The sequence below is a fragment of the Dysgonomonas sp. GY75 genome, assembly GCF_015234155.1.
GTDB lineage: Bacteria > Bacteroidota > Bacteroidia > Bacteroidales > Dysgonomonadaceae > Dysgonomonas > Dysgonomonas gadei.
Window position 1 is genome coordinate 431,378 of sequence record NZ_JADCLQ010000003.1, and the last position, 17,228, is coordinate 448,605.

At 38.4% G+C, this 17,228-nt stretch carries 14 protein-coding genes; 8 read left to right on the forward strand and 6 right to left on the reverse strand.

Annotated elements, in window-relative coordinates; all coding sequences use genetic code 11:
- Positions 1–410: 410 nt before the first annotated feature.
- Entirely contained in the window at positions 411–635 is a 225-nt protein-coding gene (locus IR083_RS02770) for a winged helix-turn-helix domain-containing protein (protein WP_006797734.1), read from the forward strand.
- 96 nt (positions 636–731) lie between these two features.
- On the opposite strand, the gene IR083_RS02775 is transcribed toward IR083_RS02770, so the two are convergent.
- The 3 genes from IR083_RS02775 to IR083_RS02785 are packed head-to-tail and all read right to left on the reverse strand — an operon-like array spanning position 732 to position 4,904.
- Positions 732–3,638, reverse strand: a complete 2,907-nt coding sequence (locus IR083_RS02775; protein ID WP_194223154.1) for a hypothetical protein — start codon at positions 3,636–3,638, stop codon at positions 732–734.
- Positions 3,635–4,180 carry a hypothetical protein gene (locus tag IR083_RS02780; RefSeq protein WP_194223155.1) on the reverse strand — a complete coding sequence of 182 codons (546 nt, stop codon included), beginning with the start codon at positions 4,178–4,180 and terminating at the stop codon, positions 3,635–3,637. Before IR083_RS02780 ends, IR083_RS02775 begins: the two co-directional genes overlap by 4 nt.
- Before the next feature lie 34 nt (positions 4,181–4,214).
- Complete coding sequence (locus IR083_RS02785) at positions 4,215–4,904, reverse strand: hypothetical protein (RefSeq protein WP_006797731.1); 690 nt, start codon at positions 4,902–4,904, stop codon at positions 4,215–4,217.
- A 1,203-nt stretch (positions 4,905–6,107) separates the two neighbouring features.
- Between IR083_RS02785 and mutA the strand changes: the two genes are divergently transcribed.
- The 6 genes from mutA (at position 6,108) to IR083_RS02815 (ending at position 13,390) form a co-directional block, all read left to right on the forward strand.
- A complete protein-coding gene (gene mutA, locus IR083_RS02790; protein ID WP_194223156.1) occupies positions 6,108–7,994 on the forward strand; it encodes a methylmalonyl-CoA mutase small subunit in 1,887 nt (628 codons plus the stop codon).
- Positions 7,995–8,017: 23 nt separating this feature from the next.
- Positions 8,018–10,165: a methylmalonyl-CoA mutase gene (gene scpA / locus IR083_RS02795; RefSeq protein WP_194223157.1), complete on the forward strand. Its 2,148-nt coding sequence runs from the start codon at positions 8,018–8,020 to the stop codon at positions 10,163–10,165.
- A 351-nt stretch (positions 10,166–10,516) separates the two neighbouring features.
- Positions 10,517–11,377: a helix-turn-helix domain-containing protein gene (locus IR083_RS02800; RefSeq protein WP_194223158.1), complete on the forward strand. Its 861-nt coding sequence runs from the start codon at positions 10,517–10,519 to the stop codon at positions 11,375–11,377.
- 253 nt (positions 11,378–11,630) lie between these two features.
- On the forward strand, positions 11,631–12,269 hold the full coding sequence (locus tag IR083_RS02805) for an HAD family hydrolase (protein WP_194223159.1): 639 nt from the start codon (positions 11,631–11,633) through the stop codon (positions 12,267–12,269).
- Positions 12,270–12,407: 138 nt separating this feature from the next.
- Positions 12,408–12,836, forward strand: coding sequence for a DUF2147 domain-containing protein (locus tag IR083_RS02810; protein WP_006797724.1), 429 nt, complete (start codon positions 12,408–12,410; stop codon positions 12,834–12,836).
- A 158-nt stretch (positions 12,837–12,994) separates the two neighbouring features.
- A complete protein-coding gene (locus IR083_RS02815; RefSeq protein WP_194223160.1) occupies positions 12,995–13,390 on the forward strand; it encodes a hypothetical protein in 396 nt (131 codons plus the stop codon).
- A 59-nt stretch (positions 13,391–13,449) separates the two neighbouring features.
- Here IR083_RS02815 and yidD read toward each other — a convergent pair whose 3' ends face one another.
- Positions 13,450–13,671, reverse strand: coding sequence for a membrane protein insertion efficiency factor YidD (yidD, locus tag IR083_RS02820; RefSeq protein ID WP_194223161.1), 222 nt, complete (start codon positions 13,669–13,671; stop codon positions 13,450–13,452).
- Entirely contained in the window at positions 13,668–14,087 is a 420-nt protein-coding gene (gene rnpA, locus IR083_RS02825; RefSeq protein ID WP_006797722.1) for a ribonuclease P protein component, read from the reverse strand. Before rnpA ends, yidD begins: the two co-directional genes overlap by 4 nt.
- Before the next feature lie 243 nt (positions 14,088–14,330).
- On the opposite strand from rnpA, the gene IR083_RS02830 reads away from it, so the two are divergent.
- On the forward strand, positions 14,331–16,652 hold the full coding sequence (locus IR083_RS02830) for a TonB-dependent receptor (RefSeq protein ID WP_194223162.1): 2,322 nt from the start codon (positions 14,331–14,333) through the stop codon (positions 16,650–16,652).
- A 175-nt stretch (positions 16,653–16,827) separates the two neighbouring features.
- Here IR083_RS02830 and IR083_RS02835 read toward each other — a convergent pair whose 3' ends face one another.
- The gene (locus IR083_RS02835) at positions 16,828–17,139 is read right to left on the reverse strand and encodes a hypothetical protein (protein WP_006797719.1); all 312 of its coding nucleotides are present in this window, start codon (positions 17,137–17,139) and stop codon (positions 16,828–16,830) included.
- Between the last annotated feature and the right edge of the window lie 89 nt (positions 17,140–17,228).

The window sequence follows — 17,228 nt, forward strand, 5'->3', positions numbered from 1 at the left end:
GAAACTCGCATGGCAGAATTATCATGTACTTTGGTGAATTGTGATTCATGCTCGTTTTCATATAAGCAAAATTGATTTTTACTTATAGATAAAGTTTTTAGAGTTTAATCACGATATATGATAAAATAGTTACGTTTATCGCTATTCACTGTGCTAAAAAACATGGAATGATATAAAATTCAATAAATTATCTATAAAATTCAATTATGTTTATTTGAATTATTGAAAATTGTTCTTAACTTTAGCGATAGAAGGAAATGTGCGTGTCCATAACCGATTGACCGGTAGTGGACAAGTTCTTAAATTTGTATAAAAGGCCCTGTGACGGATTGTTGTCCGGAATACTACTCAATCCTCTATTTCAATATAGAGTTTTTTCGATTTTTTTAATCATTTAAAAATTTATAGCTATGACGGATAATGCTATTGGAGCAAACGCCGGCAACATCTGGCGTCTCCTGTGCACAAAAGGTAGCCTTTCTGTAAGGCAAATCGGAGATTATACTCATTACAAAGATTCGTTGATACTCCTTGCTATCGGATGGCTATCCAGGGAAAATAAGGTTCACATCAGTGACAGAAACGGATCTATATATATTGAACTTAGTGCTGTATATCCTGAAAATTATTATTAATAGTACGTTGTACCCTGTCAATAAATAAAAAATAAAAAAAGAGGAGTGCTTTTACAAAAGCACTCCTCTTTCCTCTTTATCATAGATGTATATTCATTACTTTTTCGCGGCCTTTGCCCTGATATTCGGATTCACGAGAATATAACAGGCCTTCACATTTAAGGTCACCAGATTGTAGGTTGTGCCGCAGGTAGTATCTGAAGTCACCCGCCTATAATAATATGTCCCCGATTTTATCTGAACAGTAGGCACATAAGAAGGACTCGTCGCCCCCGCGATATTAGACCATGATGTACCGTTGGTACTCGACTGCCATTGGTAAGTATAAAAACCATCCCCACCTGTCACATCAGCAGTTAAGGTTGTTTGTTCACGTACACATACCTCTACCGTCTGGTTTTCTGTATTCGGAGTCGGCACCAAAGGTGGAGTTACTGTCACGTATACACTGTCGAGTTTCTCTATACCGCAATACTCCGGTGTAACCGATACTTTGTACCAGCCCGTCATAGTAGTCTGAACATTGTTTATAACCGGATTTTGCACATCGGATGTAAACCCGGCGGGTCCTGTCCATGTATAATCCGTATTTCCCAAAGTGATACATTTAAGTTGTATCGTGCCACCTGTACAAACAGGGTTAGTACTCGCATATACTATTTTTGCCGTCTCAAGATTAGATATAGTTATCTCCTGCTTAAATGCGTTTCCACACTGGTCGCTGATACGAACAGTATAAGTTTCATCGGCAAGCCCATAGGTAAAATGGGCAATACCACTGGTCGTAATATCTGTGACACCCGGTATTTTTACAGTATTATCCGCATTCCACAACTGATATGTATAAGGAGCAACTCCGTTCATAGCTTTTACCGAAATATTGCCGGTTGTACCTCCTACGCAGACATATGCTGAAGTAGCGTTAGGATCGAGGTCTAAAGGCGGAGCAGTATAAACAATTGTAGTACTACCAATAACACAGGCAGTAGAACTATTATCCGTCAATATACCTAATATATACGTTCCCGGCCCGGATAAAGTGAAAGATCCTCCCGGAGCAATTACTGTTTTATCATATCCCGTAGGGCCACTGGTCAAGCGGTAATATGTAGTCGTTGGATTGCCTTTATATGTTATACTGCCGGTCGGGGTTATCTTCATTCCGGAACAAGTCAATTGCTCATTATAGCCAAGATCTTTGTAGCTATATATACCCGGGTTATTGAGGGTCGCAATAACAGGGTTTCCACAACCGTGATTAGCTGTAAGCGTATAGAGACCCGGAGGTAAACTTGTTGTACCCAAATAATAAGAGGAAGAGGTTGATGTAGTGGTTACCGTTTGGGAAACATATCCTGCCGGTCCCGTTACAGTCAAAGTTGTTCCTATTGGCCAACTCGCATTTGCCGATATATATAGGCCGCCTCTATCAACGGAACATTTATCGTCATACGAGCTAGATGTGGTCAAGGTATAGGTTGTCGGTAATGTGGATGCTACATTACGGGTTGTCGTATAAGTGAAACCATCGGCATATACTGCAGTGAATGTATATGTCTTACCGTATTCCAAAGGACAGGAATAAGTAGTTGTAGTATTATTAAGAGTTTGCGTACACACTACAGTATTATTAGGGTCGGTAATAGTCACCTCGACAGGTATACATTTATGAGTTCCGCTTGGTAGATAATAAGCCAGTTGATAACTGTCGCAATTAAGCCTATTGGTGGTGAAGGTAATATTACGGTTGAAGTTTATTGTAGAAGTAATTTCTCTTTCGTTTTGATCCTTTATCGTTATTTTATATTGAGTATCGTAATCCAGAGTAACCCTATCAGTCTGATTTACACCATACAACCAACCAGATTTACTATATACGACTCCCCCTGGACTTGCTGTCTTTTCCACAGTAATAGTCAAAGGATAACATAGCAACCCGTCATAATCTGTCCATGGTTTTATATTATAGGTGTAATTATCACAATTTCTATCTCCCATACTATTATTAAAAATGGGGACTTTTATATTAGCGGTAAAACTCCTGTAAACCGTATTGCAGACTTTCAGCCGGGTATATATTGCTATACTGTTTGATGTGTAAAAATTAGCTATATTATACGGAGCTATGTTCAACAATATACCACCTGTAGCAGTACTATTCCAGTCTGACCAATAAGTTGGTGTCTGCCCAGCAGGAGCAGCTCCTATTTCATACATCCCATCGTTGTAATATCTTTTATAATCCGGATTGGTAGAAATATCGGACGAACTTCCAGTCCATTTTACATAACCACATGAACCTTGTGTATTATCCAGATCGGGACGAAAGCCTTGATAATTCTCATAAGTAAAAGTAGGAAATCCGGAAATAGCTCCCAGTGTAAAATCCCTAACCGATGTATAACATCCGTCACTTACCTGTACGGTATAATCCCCTGCCGGGTAATTCTGATTAGGAAAAGTGTAAACATTTCCACTCTTTGTTGGAGTAACGACCAAAGGCGTTGTTACACCTGCCGGCGCAGAAGTAATAGTAAATGTAAAAGTCCCGCTACCATTGGTAACATTCAGGGCTATAATACCGGTATTACATTCTTGATATGATTTTCGGGAAACATCAGAGTTCAGTGATACTTCCGGCACCTTATAAGTACCTCCGACAACCAGATTGGAAATACTCTTCACGGTACTGTATTCGCTGTCCACTGTACAGAAAGCGCGTACTGTCAATTCATATGTCCCGGGAGGTATATTCCTTAATACATTGTCACTTTGAGGATTGATAGAGAATCCTCCTTCGGAGCTGAGCCCGTATTGTACATTAAATATATTAGTAAGATCTCCCCCTAATGTTACCGTAATTTCTCCATTGGAGAGACATGTGGAATTCTTGATCTGAGTGCTCACTGTGAAATTAGTACTACAAGTCTGTGCTCCGATTTGTAGAGATAAGAGTAAACTTATACACAAACAGGAGAATATATAAATAGTTTGTTTCGTCATAATGTGTCTTTATAAGGTTCGTCTCTAACTAAAATAATAGTGAATGTACCCTCCAGTGTGAAATTATATTGACTGTTACCATATATTTCAGGGAAAATAAATGTAGCAGTATTACCTTCTATAGTCAAGGTGTACTGGGGAGACAAAGAATATGGCATCGAGAATATATCTTCCTCAGGCTTCGCATTTACGTCTCCGTCAGATTCTTTGGCTGGCAATAGTAATCTGCCCTCATCTACTACATTATATTCTTTGAGATTGTTCCATAAAGTGCAAGCAGTCAATTGCCCCGATTGTATATATGCCGACAAAAATACCGGATGAACAGGAAATGGCAATCCTTTCATTTCCCTTAGGGAAACGGTATCATTAAAAGCATGGGTAAATACCTCTGCTTTTGTCTCGTGGTTGCGAACACTTATTACTGCACTACGGAAAGAATAGCTTCCGTTTGTTTCCTGCTTAGCATTCTTAGCCAGAGTTGTTTGCGAATATGCAGAAATTGTGCATAGGCAAAATATCACTATATAAAATATTTTCATAATTTACTAATCTTTATTTTTTTATAAACAATTGTCATTTAACCTTAAAGACAATATTCATAAACGTTTTTTCGGAATAAGTAAATTGTGCGAACAGTTTATATTTCAAAACTCCGGTACTACTCAAAGTAATATTCTGAAAAACCGTATTATCATAATAGGTAATGAAATACTCCAAAGCACCACTTGTCAATACCGGCAAAGTCGTTGCTCCCGCACCTTTAACAGAGGAGGCTGAATTAGTCAATCCAAATTGCTCTCCGTAAAGAGCATATAAATCAATTGTGAATTCCTGTGTCCCCGTATTATAAGAGGGATCAGCCGTATCAGTAGGCAATACAATAGATGGCATATAAAAAAACTTAGGTGTTACAGATGATACTTCGGGAAATAGTTTTACCCATTTATTCCCGTCATTATAATAATGACCGGGAGTCACATCACCTGCTGTAGCAGTATTATAAACAGTCATCCCAGCCACATGCGCAGATAATGGGCTGGCCAAGGCTGTTGAGGAAAGCGATACACGAGGCAAGAGTAGCCCTTTAGTTGATGTTCCCGCGCCAGTTTCTGTAAGATCCAATAAAGCATCTACATTAGGTGTTTCGTTTGAACCAATTGTAACTTGAGCTTGTGTAATTTGGCAAAAACATATTACTAGACAAAGTAATAGTAGTCTGTTTAAAGTTGTACCTTTCTTCATAAAAATAGTTATTTGTTTCATTTTGTGTTATGTTTACTATGTAGAATCTGATTTATTTCATGTAAATATTTGCTAATGAAAAACCCGGTGCAGTAAGAATATCAAGTGGTAAAGACCTTGCATCAGCTACTTTCACAAGCAACATGGAATGCAGCGAAGACAATATATTTAAAGACATAGACCATTGATAGTAGATGCAATAAAATGCATCTACAAAAAATCTCTTTCCACACCGGATTAATTGATATATTTTTGAAAAATAAAAACTTGTCATTAAATGTAGGATGGATTTGTAAATATAAATTTTGTTGGTTATATTAAGACGGGCTATATGTACATAAAAAGACATATAATACCGGCCAGATTGTAATAATTGGTAAGTAATATAAAACGAGTTGAGGAAGTTTAAAAATATAAGTATTTCATCTCTCTCTCTCTCTCTCTCTCTCTCTCTCTCTCTCTCTCTCTCTCTCTCTCTCTAATAAAATAAGGGTAACTCCCAAATTATTAGAAGAAAAAACGCTAAATAAACTCAGTTTATTTATTAAATTAATGTGTGCTAAATGAAGTCTGAACATACCCAAAGGGTCGTAAAATGAATTTGTCTATTTTTCTTATTTATCTCTTAGCAAAGATATGTGCTCTATAGCAAAACTAATGTATACATTTGTGTCATATACGAAATATTATTGGCAACACAAACATCACAAACCCTAGTTGAATATACAAAATATGACACAATATTCACCGACAACCAAAATAAGACAACACTAAATATCCATAGCTCCACAAATAATACTTTTTATGACATATATATATAGTCCAAAATATTTAAATCAGAAAAAGTTTATATTTCTTCCTGGACAATAATCTATTATATCACATTTCTTCGATTATCCTATAATAATATTCTCTACATCTTTATTAACTTGCTCATTTATTGCACCCTGAAACGAGCCTGATTTGACTGTCCATTGACACTTTAACACCTCTTTTAACCAATTACACCAATTTATACATTGTCCCTTAGATTTTTTAGCCTTTAAAACTTTACTAACCAAACAAAATACTTTACTTTTGTACTGCATTTTTAAAAAGTATAACTATTTGAATGTAAGCACATATAAATATTATTTATGCGAACATAGACAAGCAATATATAATCAACTAAGAATCAACACGATTACAATAAAACCTATATACATTAAACAATAAAAATTAATCATGGCTAATCAAAAAGAAAAGCTTTTCTCAGACTTTCCACCGGTATCTACCGAAGAATGGATGGCTAAGATTACGGCTGACCTGAAAGGGGCCGACTTTGAGAAAAAACTTGTTTGGAGAACAAATGAAGGGTTTAACGTAAACCCTTTCTACAGAAGTGAGAATACAGAAGGCCTGGCAACAGCCGATTCTCTTCCGGGTGAGTTTCCATATGTACGTGGCACCAAGAAAGACAATGACTGGTATACACGTCAGGATATCTGCGTTAATGACTTCAAGGCTGCCAATGCGAAAGCTCTTGACGTATTAAACAAAGGTATTACATCACTAGGCTTCTCTATCGATGGAGATGATGTAAGTGCTGAAAACATCAAGACTCTTTTGAAAGACATCTTGCCGGAAGCTGTAGAACTTAATTTCAGTACATGCTACCGCAAGTCGCTCGAATTGACTAAAATTCTTGTAGAATACTACAAAGAATCGGGCGCAGACCTGCTGAAATGTTTAGGTTCGATAAATTACGATCCGTTCAAACCTCTTTTGAAGAAAGGTCGTGATGCAGAAGGTTGGATAGAAAAAGCTGCTGAAATAGTAAAAACTGCTGCATCACTACCTCGTTTCCGCGTACTGGCTGTAAATGCACATGCCACAAATGATGGTGGTGCATATATCTATCAGGAACTCGGATATGCACTGGCTAATGGAAATCAAATCTTAAGCGCTCTTGTTGAGGCTGGTCTGGATGCTACATTAGTAGCTAAGAATATCAAATTCAACTTCGGTATCGGAGGAAACTATTTCATGGAAATAGCAAAATTCCGTGCTGCACGTTGGTTGTGGGCCGAAATAGTTGATGCTTACAAACCTATATGCAACCATGATTGCCCTAACAAAGCAGAAGATGGTACTTGTCGCTGTGCTGCAAAAATATATGCACATGCACAAACATCTACTTTCAATAAGACAGTATACGATGCGCACGTAAACCTGCTTCGTACACAAACAGAAGCTATGTCTGCTACTATTGCAGGGGTTAATTCACTTACAGTACGCCCATTCGATGAAACATATAAAACATCGGATGATTTCTCGGAAAGAATTGCTCGGAATCAGCAGTTATTGTTGAAAGAAGAATGTCACTTCGATAAAATCACCGATCCTTCTTCAGGTTCATATTATATAGAAAACCTTACTAAATCTATCGCTGAACAGGCATGGAAACTGTTCCTTGAAACAGACGAAAAAGGATTCTATGAAGCATTGAAGGCCGGAACGGTACAGACTACAGTGAAAGCATCGGCCGATGCACGCTTCAAAGGTCTGGCTACCCGCCGTGAAGTACTATTGGGTACCAACCAGTTTCCTAACTTCACTGAAAAAGCAGAAAGCAAAATTGTGGAAAAAGAAAGCCACGATTGCGGATGCTCTAAAGACGCTCCATATCTGGCATTGCCTTCCGACCGTCTGGCAACTGCTTTTGAAAGTATGCGTTTAGCTACCGAAAAACATGGTGCGCCGACTGTGTTTATGCTTACTATTGGTAATCTGGGTATGCGCCTTGCACGTGCTCAGTTCTCTAGTAACTTCTTCGCTTGTGCAGGTTATAAGGTAATTGACAACTTAGGTTTCGAAACTGTTGAAGCCGGAGTGAAAGCTGCACGCGAAAAGAAAGCCGATATTATCGTTCTTTGCTCCAGTGATGATGAATATGCAACACTTGCACCCGAGGCTTATAAGCTAGTTGCAGGAAAAGAACATTTCGTTGTAGCAGGAGCTCCTGCTTGCATGGATGAACTGAAAGCTCTGGGAATCGAGCACTTCGTTAATGTGAAGAGCAACGTCCTTGAAACATTAAAAATGTTCAATGCTAAACTGGGAATCAATTAAGTAAGTAGCTAAAATTAAAAAAAATGAAACCAAATTTTAAAGATATAAACATTAACAAAGCAGGTTTTGCAGCTACAGATGCTGCAAAATGGGCTGCTGATAATGGTATAGAAGCTAACTGGATGACTCCTGAGTTGATCCCGGTTAAGCCTGTTTATACAAAAGAAGACCTTGAAGGCATGGAGCATCTGAACTATGCTTCGGGACTTCCTCCGTTCCTACGCGGACCATACTCCGGTATGTACGCTATGCGTCCGTGGACAATTCGCCAATATGCAGGATTCTCTACTGCTGCCGAATCGAATGCATTTTACCGTCGTAACCTTGCATCAGGCCAGAAAGGTCTGTCTGTAGCCTTTGACCTTGCCACTCACCGTGGATACGATGCCGACCATTCGCGTGTAGTCGGTGACGTAGGTAAAGCAGGAGTATCCATCTGCTCGGTAGAAGATATGAAAGTATTGTTCGACGGTATTCCTTTGAACCAAATGTCCGTTTCTATGACAATGAACGGTGCCGTGCTTCCTGTACTTGCGTTCTACATCAATGCAGGTCTTGAACAAGGCGCTAAACTGGAAGAAATGGCCGGAACAATCCAGAATGATATCCTAAAAGAATTTATGGTGCGTAATACATATATCTATCCACCTGAATTCTCAATGAAGATCATTGCTGATATCTTCGAATATACATCACAGAAGATGCCTAAGTTCAACTCAATCTCCATCTCGGGTTACCACATGCAGGAAGCCGGAGCAACAGCGGATATCGAGTTGGCTTACACTTTGGCCGACGGTATGGAATACCTGAAAGCAGGTATCGAAGCGGGCATTGATGTAGATGCATTTGCACCACGCTTGTCGTTCTTCTGGGCTATAGGAATGAATCACTTCATGGAAATAGCTAAGATGCGTGCCGGACGTCTGTTGTGGGCTAAAATAGTAAAAAGCTTCGGCGCTAAGAACCCGAAATCACTAGCACTTCGTACCCACTCCCAAACATCGGGATGGTCGCTGACAGAACAAGACCCTTTCAACAACGTAGGCCGTACATGTATCGAGGCTATGGCTTCTGCTCTTGGTCACACTCAGTCATTACATACCAATGCGCTGGATGAAGCCATTGCATTACCAACTGACTTCTCTGCACGTATCGCGCGTAATACTCAGATATATATTCAGGAAGAAACATATATCACTAAAGAAATCGACCCTTGGGCTGGTTCTTATTATGTGGAAACACTTACTAACGAACTTGTACACAAAGCTTGGGATCTGATTCAGGAAGTACAAAAACTTGGCGGTATGGCTAAAGCTATCGAAACAGGCCTTCCTAAAATGCGTATCGAAGAAGCTGCTGCCCGTACACAAGCAAGAATCGACTCAGGTAGCCAGACTATCATCGGTATCAATAAATACCGTTTGGAGAAAGAAGACCCAATCGATATTCTCGATGTGGACAACACAGAGGTTCGCCGTCAGCAAATCGAGCGATTGAACGATCTGAAAGCGAAACGCGACAATGAAGCGGTTAAGAAAGCTCTTGCTGCAATTACTGAATGTGTAAAAACAAAGAAAGGCAACCTATTGGAACTTGCAGTTGAAGCTGCTCGTCTTCGTGCAACATTGGGAGAAATATCCGATGCTTGTGAAGAAGTGGTAGGTCGCTATAAAGCAATAATCAGAACAATTTCAGGCGTGTATTCATCAGAAAGTAAAAAAGACCCCACATTCCATGAAGCTCAGAAACTCGTGGAAGAGTTTTCCAAGAAAGAAGGTCGTCAACCTCGTATTATGGTTGCCAAGATGGGACAGGACGGACACGACCGTGGTGCTAAAGTTGTAGCAACAGGTTACGCCGACTGCGGATTCGATGTGGATATGGGACCATTGTTCCAGACTCCGGAAGAAGCTGCCCGTCAAGCTGTGGAAAACGACGTGAACGTACTTGGTGTTTCTTCTCTTGCTGCCGGTCACAAAACACTTGTGCCTCAGGTTATAGCTGAGCTGAAAAAACTTGGCCGTGAGGATATCATCGTTATTGCAGGTGGTGTGATTCCTGCACAGGATTATGACTTCCTATACAAATCGGGTGTTGCTGCCATTTTCGGTCCTGGTACTTCGGTAACCAAGGCTGCTGTGCAGATAATGAAGATATTGCTGGCTGAGTAAGTTCAGTTGGAAAAGATAGTATTAAAAACTCCTGCTCATATTCGAGCGGGAGTTTTTTGTTCATAACTTCTTGTATTAAATTAAAAAAAATATCATATTTGTAGTAAACAAAACCTATTGTGAACCACTAACCTAAATACCCTTCTAACAAAGAAAGAGAACTCTCTTATTCACATATAATTAAAGGCAAAAACACCATCCTTTCATCTTCCTCTAAACAAGTTGGCTTTCATTTGCGTTTACTCATTATAATACCAGATTTCTGCAATATTACACCAAATATCCACAAATCCGGTAATATAAAAAATGATATTATATATTTGCACGCAGAAAAGACAATAGACATAGACAATGAAGGATGTAATAGAGAATATTCCGTCTTTAGAAGCAGATTTTAAAATATTCAGAGATGCCGGGCATATGCCTGTCACTTCTTATCAATCTTCCATTCAGTTTGGAATTGTTGCTTTTTGTACTAAAGGAAGCGTGGAGATTACTGTATACACAAAGAAGCACCGTCTGGCAGAGAATGAGCTTGTTATACTCTTACCTTGCCAGTTAGTGTCTATCAATGAAATAAGTAAAGATTTTACAGTAAATTATTTCATTATTTCACAGGCGCTTTTCAATGACACATTAAGTGGAATCTGCCGCTTCTCTCCCCTATTTTTCATTTATATGAGAAATAAACTTCATTATGAACTAAAGGGAGCAGAAATAGATAAGTTTATGGAGTTTTTCAATGTACTCTATAAAAGAGCCGAGTCAAAAGATTTTCTATTTCGTAGAGAATACATAATTAGCCTGTTGAGGCTGCTTTATCTCGACTTATACAATAATTACAAGACAGATTTACTGTCGGGTACTTCAAAGATGGATGCCAGAAAAGAAGAACTGGCGTACGACTATTTCATGCTGGTAATGAAACATTATAAAGAATATAAAGATGTAGCATTCTATGCCGAAAAGCTTTGTATTACACCCAAATATCTGACATCGGTAATAAAAGATGTAAGTGGCAGACCGGCCAAAGATTGGATCTCGGAATACGTGGTATTGGATATAAAGTCATATTTAAAAAATTCATCACTAAATATCCAGCAGATAGCATCCGAAACCAGATTTTCCAATCAGGCTTCGCTGGGCAGATTCTTCAAACAGCATACCGGAATGACTCCTTCCGCATACCGGGCAGGCAGGCAGGAATTATAAAAGATTATTATGTGAATAAATTAATAAGATAATTGAGAAAACATCCCGATATATCCAACCGGATCGGTTGGAAGTGTAGTTTTGTAAAGTTTGTGTAAAAATAGATCCTGTGAGTCGTGAGATTCGCAGGATTTTTCTTATATCCATCAATAGGTTTCAAATCAATGATCTGAAAATATTAAATCGGTCAATAAACTTACTGAATCAGTAATCTGTTCTATTATAATAGTATTTACCCATAAATCATAATAAAATGAAAGATCAATTTTGTGTATTATTCGGACTTGATGGAGTACTGATAGACAGCGAATCCCAAAATAAAATCATATGGAAATACATCGCCGATAAATACGGCTCGGAAACGGCAAATATGGAACAAGCAGTAAATGAGAAAAGCCTGCATGATATTCTTTCTAAATACTTCTCTCACCTTTCCGAAGAAGAGAAGCACAAGTTGGTAAATGAACTGAAAGCACACGAAGCCAATTTAAGAATTCACGAGATAAAAGGTCTCAAACACTTCATTGAAGACCTGAAAAAGAATGGTATTAAAATAGGACTGGTAACAAACTCCAGCCAGACTAAATTAGATAATGTATTTAAGCAAACTGATCTGAATAGTACAATGGATACAATCGTATCTATCGAAAATCTATCCAAATTCAAGTCTTCAATATCCGGCTTTGAGTTGGCCGCAAAGGAATTAGGTTTTGAGCCAAAAGATTGTTTCGTATTTGAAAGTTCATTAAGTGCTATAGAGACAGCTCATCTGAATGGCATGAAAGTACTAGCCCTGAAAGGCTCTCTGCCTAAAGAGACATTATTACATAATACGATAAAGATTATCTCTGATTTTACTGAAATCTCTTTAGAAGAATTGAAAAAGCTATAAACAACTGGTTATCAACAATAATAAATTTTCGATTATTATTTTCTATAAAGAATTTGAATTTTAATAGTTTCAAAAGAAACTATTTCTATTATTTTCATTACTTTCGTGACCGAATAACAACTTTAAATAAATAAAAAGATGAAATTGAAATTTATATTATTAGCCGGGCTATTTATCTCTATACTATCAGCCAACGCACAAAGTGTTACAGGCAAATGGAAAACGTTCGATGACGAAACCAAAGAAGCAAAATCAATCGTTGAAATAACTGAGCGGGACGGTAAAATATACGGTAAAGTAATTGAAATACTTAACCCTGCAAAGAAGAATATCAAATGTACAAACTGCTCCGGGGCCGATAAAGATAAGCCCGTTTTAGGTTTGGAAATACTGAAAGGTTTATCGAAAGACGGAAAGGAATACAGTGATGGCAAAATCCTTGACCCGTCGAATGGAAAGCTTTATAAATGTATTGTCTCTCTTGATGGAAATGATAAACTAAAAGTTCGTGGCTATGTAGGTATTTCGGCTTTCGGACGTACACAAAACTGGGTAAGGGTAAAGTAATCTTATCAAAATTACAGACCATACGAAGAATCAGAACAATAATTGATAAATTTAAATAAATGATGCAGCTTTTTTGATTATAAATCGTCTTATATTCGTAAACATTTTACATAAAATGCTTATTATACAAACAAACCAAAACATGAATACGCAAAGCTATGAAAAAGTTATTTATAAGCCTGTTTTCATTAACAGCAATGACTATCGCCACACCGGCATATAGTCAAGAGATTGTAACCAATCAAAATACAGTGGCCCTGATAGAGAATATTAAAGCCAAAGCTGCAAAAGAAGCAGTGGATGCTGAAATAGAAATGCTTAAAGAAATAGAAGATGCAAAAAAACAGGTAGAAAAAGATATAGAAAGTTCCGCAAAAAAGGCAAAAGAGGATGCTGAGATAAACAGGTTAAAAGGTGAAGGGAAAGCAAGGGTGAAGGGAGAAAAAGCAATTGCGAAAGCAAGGCTGAAAGCCGAAAAAGCAAAACTGAAAGCTCAGGAAAAAGCAGATAAAGAAATAGCCAAAATCAGGGAAAAAGAATCTATAAATCTATAAACTCTTATTCTAGTAAAGGAGTAAAGCCCCTATTATAAGATTTATAATAGGGGTATTGTTTAGGGTACTGGATCATAACCATGACCACCCCAGGGATTACATCGCGCAATTCGCTTTACAGCCAGCCAAAATCCTTTGAACGGCCCGTATTTTTTTATTGCCTGTATAGCATATTCGGAGCAGGTAGGCGTATAACGGCACGACGGCGGAAGCATCGGGGATATGCTGTATTTGTAGAAATAGACCGGAAGCAGGAGAATCCATGATAATATTTTCTTCATTGTTTACCTCCTTTCAACCTTTCAGATAATACAGTTATTGTCTTCAATATCGCTTTCTCTATTTCAGCATACACAGGCAGTTCATTTTTAAGATATAGAAAGGCAATGTCGATCCGCTTATCTCCGGAGCGTAATAAATCCTGATATACTCCTTTATTCAATCTGAAAGCCTCTTTCACCAAACGTTTTACCCGATTCCGTTTTACAGCTCTTTTAAATTTCTTCTTTGATACACTGACCAGAATAGAAGCGATTTGTTTTTCACTTTCCGTTTCATCTTCTATCAGATACACTATCCGCAAAGGATAAGCAACAAACGACTCTCCCGAAGAAAAAAGCTTGTCTATGGATTTTGTACTGCACAATCTTTCTTCTTTAGCTAAAGTATTCTTCTTAGGAGAGATTTCCGTATTCATTTATATATCTAAAATCAGAACACAAAGGTATGAAGATTTCCCTCTTAATCCGGATTTTTAACAGACTTATTTAAACATGTTGGTATCCTTCCTATTTTTAACGAACACATAAACATTTCATATATAAAACCTTACAAATTAATTTCGGATTAATTCATTTTTATCTGTAACCTTTTCCCATCCGTATCCGTCATATCAATAAACAAAATCAATATTAGTAAAATAAGTAAAAACAATGATATTATGAAACGTTTATTAACCCTGCTCACTCTTTTTGCTATCATAACATCCATATCAACAGCACAAATCAAAATATCGGGTACGATAGTGGATACTGATACACATGACGCTCTGGAGTTTGTAAATATCGCCTTGCTCAATCAGGATTCAACGTTTGTAGCCGGAGCATCATCTGATACAAAAGGACTTTTTGCCTTCAATAATATACCAACCGGAAATTATATACTATCCGCGGCATTTGTCGGCTATCAGAAGGCATATATCCCCGTTAACGACGTTAATAAAAATACAGATATAGGCAGCATTCCATTGGAGGCTTCGGATATAGCACTTAAAGATGTGACTGTTACCGCAAATGCCGTTATTCAAAAGGCTGACAGGAAAATCATCATTCCTTCCGATGCTCAGATAAGGGCATCCAACAGTGGTGTCACTCTTCTCCGTAACCTGCAACTATCACGTATCATCATCAACCCGATAAATAATACAGTAACCGTACCCGGAGGAGACGCTGTTCAACTACGAATCAATGGCGTTGAGGTTACTATTGCCGAAGTGGTTGCGCTTCAGCCCGCAGATATTATCCGCATCGAGTATCATGACGATCCGGGAATGAGATATAACAATGCGGCAGCCGTAATCGATTATATTACCCGCCACAGGGAATCGGGTGGAAGTGTATCTGCAAACCTCGCAAATGTTCCGCCCTCCATTATGGGATGGGGTGAGAACTTCGCTTCGGCAAAAGTGAACAATAAGAAATCGGAGTTCGGTGTTAATGCATACTGGTCGCGCCGAGGTATAGACTGGACCCGGGAGAATCAGGAAACGTTTGTACTGCCCGATAAAACACTGCAACGGATAGAAGAGGGACAACCTACCAAATTTAAAGATGACCGTTTGAATATGGCTCTGAACTATAATCTTAATGAGCCGGACAAGTACTTGTTTAATGCAACTTTAAGATACAACTATCAGAAAACCCCGAATCAGTTTTCGGACAGAGAAAGCATCATACACTCATCTGATAACAATACGCCGCTATCGATATTGGATCACTCGACATGGAATAACAACACACCGTCTTTAGACTTATATTATCAGCGTAACCTGAAGAATGACCAGCTGATTATATTCAATGCCGTAGGTACATATATAGACTCCAAATCGACACGACTGTACGAAGAACGCAGGAATGAGGAACTGACTACAGACATATTCTCATCAGTAACCGGAGATAAATACTCATTCATTATGGAAGGTATTTATGAGAAGAAGCTGAATACAGGAAAATTATCAGGAGGAATCAAGCATACCCAAAGCTATACCAGCAATGTATACGAAGGGAATGTATCGACAAACATAGGTCTCAACTTTGCTGAAACGTATGGCTATGGTGAGCTCCAGTGGAGAAAGAATAAATTCAACTATACATTGGGACTGGGAGTGATGCGGACATACAACAGTCAGGGTGATGGCAAAAACGAGAAGTATATATTCCGTCCTACTTTACGCATAGCATACAACATAAACGATAATACCTATATACGCTACAACGGGTATATATCGGGATATTCCCCGTCTTTGTCCGACCTGAATAATGTAGAGCAGGAAATAGACTCATTACAAATCCGCAGAGGGAATCCTAATCTGCAAACCGTGTGGTTCTATTCCAATACATTAAACGCCGGATTCAATAAAGGCATATTCGGAGCCGAGTTTTATATGAGATACAGCTACGATCACAAGCCGATCATGGAACAGATAACATTCGAAGATGGTAAGTTTGTCCGCTCAAATGTGAACCATAAAGGCTTCCATCGCATAAATATAGAAACCACATTCAAGTTAAAGCCTTGGAAAGACTATATCACATTCAGTGTATCACCCGGCCTGAACCGTTATATCAGTCTTGGAAACGATTACACCCATACATATACTAACTGGCGGATGCGCACATCTCTAACCGCTAATTATAAACGGTGGATGCTCAATTTTGAACTGATGACCCGATGGAACAATTACTGGGGAGAAACGCAGGATATAGGGGAGAAATTTCATGTTCTCATGGTTGGATATAATGCCGAAAAATGGAGCCTGTCGGCAGGTATGTTCAATCCGTTTACCAAAGACTATACACAAGGGAGCAAAAATTATTCCCGGCTTGCACCGAATGTCTCAAACGTATACACTGACAACCTGGGACAGATAGTAATGGTAAACTTCACGCTCAACCTGAACTTCGGACGTCAGTACAAGGCTGCAAACAAACGCCTGAATAACGACGATACTGATGCCGGCATCATGTCAGGCACTAAAAAATAAGGGTTCTTCACAAGAGAATAATATTAGGGCTAAACTTAATATTGATTGTGTTTACAAAGTAGCCTCCACAGACGGGATGTCGTGCGGAGGCTGCGCTTTTTATCCTCAAGAAGCTTCCAGCATCAACAATGAATCATCAACAACTGCCGGATAGAATAGATACTGCCTAAAACAGCTAATTTTCATCATCTTCTGCAAATGAATTATTCCGGCTACTTTTCTGCTTGATTGTTTGCCATGGTGCATCGGCATCGCTTCTTTCGGCTGCCTGTCCCGGTTTAAGGTCCAGTTCGTTAAGACTATCATCCAGCTCCAATATTTGCTTTACAGAAACCACGCAAGCATCACTTTCCGTAATATCTTCATCACTAAAAAACTGCCAGTCACCATCTTCATCATATACTACATATGTAATCAAAGAATTGGCATCCAGGACATAGCGTGTGGTTATTACAGGCTTATTGTCAGATTCGTCGTTAAGTTTCATAGACAGTACATATTATTGTTTGTGAGTATGTGTATTATTTTATAAATATAACATGGATATAAATTAATAACACTATATAGCTTCATAAA

Coding starts and splice junctions, on each gene's coding strand:
- rnpA (WP_006797722.1), bottom strand. CDS start 14,087: ATGAATACGGAAATCTCTCCTAAGAAGAATACTTTAGCTAAAGAAGAA.
- IR083_RS02775 (WP_194223154.1), bottom strand. CDS start 3,638: ATGACGAAACAAACTATTTATATATTCTCCTGTTTGTGTATAAGTTTA.
- IR083_RS02810 (WP_006797724.1), top strand. CDS start 12,408: ATGAAATTGAAATTTATATTATTAGCCGGGCTATTTATCTCTATACTA.
- IR083_RS02835 (WP_006797719.1), bottom strand. CDS start 17,139: ATGAAACTTAACGACGAATCTGACAATAAGCCTGTAATAACCACACGC.
- IR083_RS02770 (WP_006797734.1), top strand. CDS start 411: ATGACGGATAATGCTATTGGAGCAAACGCCGGCAACATCTGGCGTCTC.
- IR083_RS02785 (WP_006797731.1), bottom strand. CDS start 4,904: ATGAAACAAATAACTATTTTTATGAAGAAAGGTACAACTTTAAACAGA.
- IR083_RS02815 (WP_194223160.1), top strand. CDS start 12,995: ATGAAAAAGTTATTTATAAGCCTGTTTTCATTAACAGCAATGACTATC.
- IR083_RS02830 (WP_194223162.1), top strand. CDS start 14,331: ATGAAACGTTTATTAACCCTGCTCACTCTTTTTGCTATCATAACATCC.
- IR083_RS02805 (WP_194223159.1), top strand. CDS start 11,631: ATGAAAGATCAATTTTGTGTATTATTCGGACTTGATGGAGTACTGATA.
- IR083_RS02800 (WP_194223158.1), top strand. CDS start 10,517: ATGAAGGATGTAATAGAGAATATTCCGTCTTTAGAAGCAGATTTTAAA.
- yidD (WP_194223161.1), bottom strand. CDS start 13,671: ATGAAGAAAATATTATCATGGATTCTCCTGCTTCCGGTCTATTTCTAC.
- mutA (WP_194223156.1), top strand. CDS start 6,108: ATGGCTAATCAAAAAGAAAAGCTTTTCTCAGACTTTCCACCGGTATCT.
- IR083_RS02780 (WP_194223155.1), bottom strand. CDS start 4,180: ATGAAAATATTTTATATAGTGATATTTTGCCTATGCACAATTTCTGCA.
- scpA (WP_194223157.1), top strand. CDS start 8,018: ATGAAACCAAATTTTAAAGATATAAACATTAACAAAGCAGGTTTTGCA.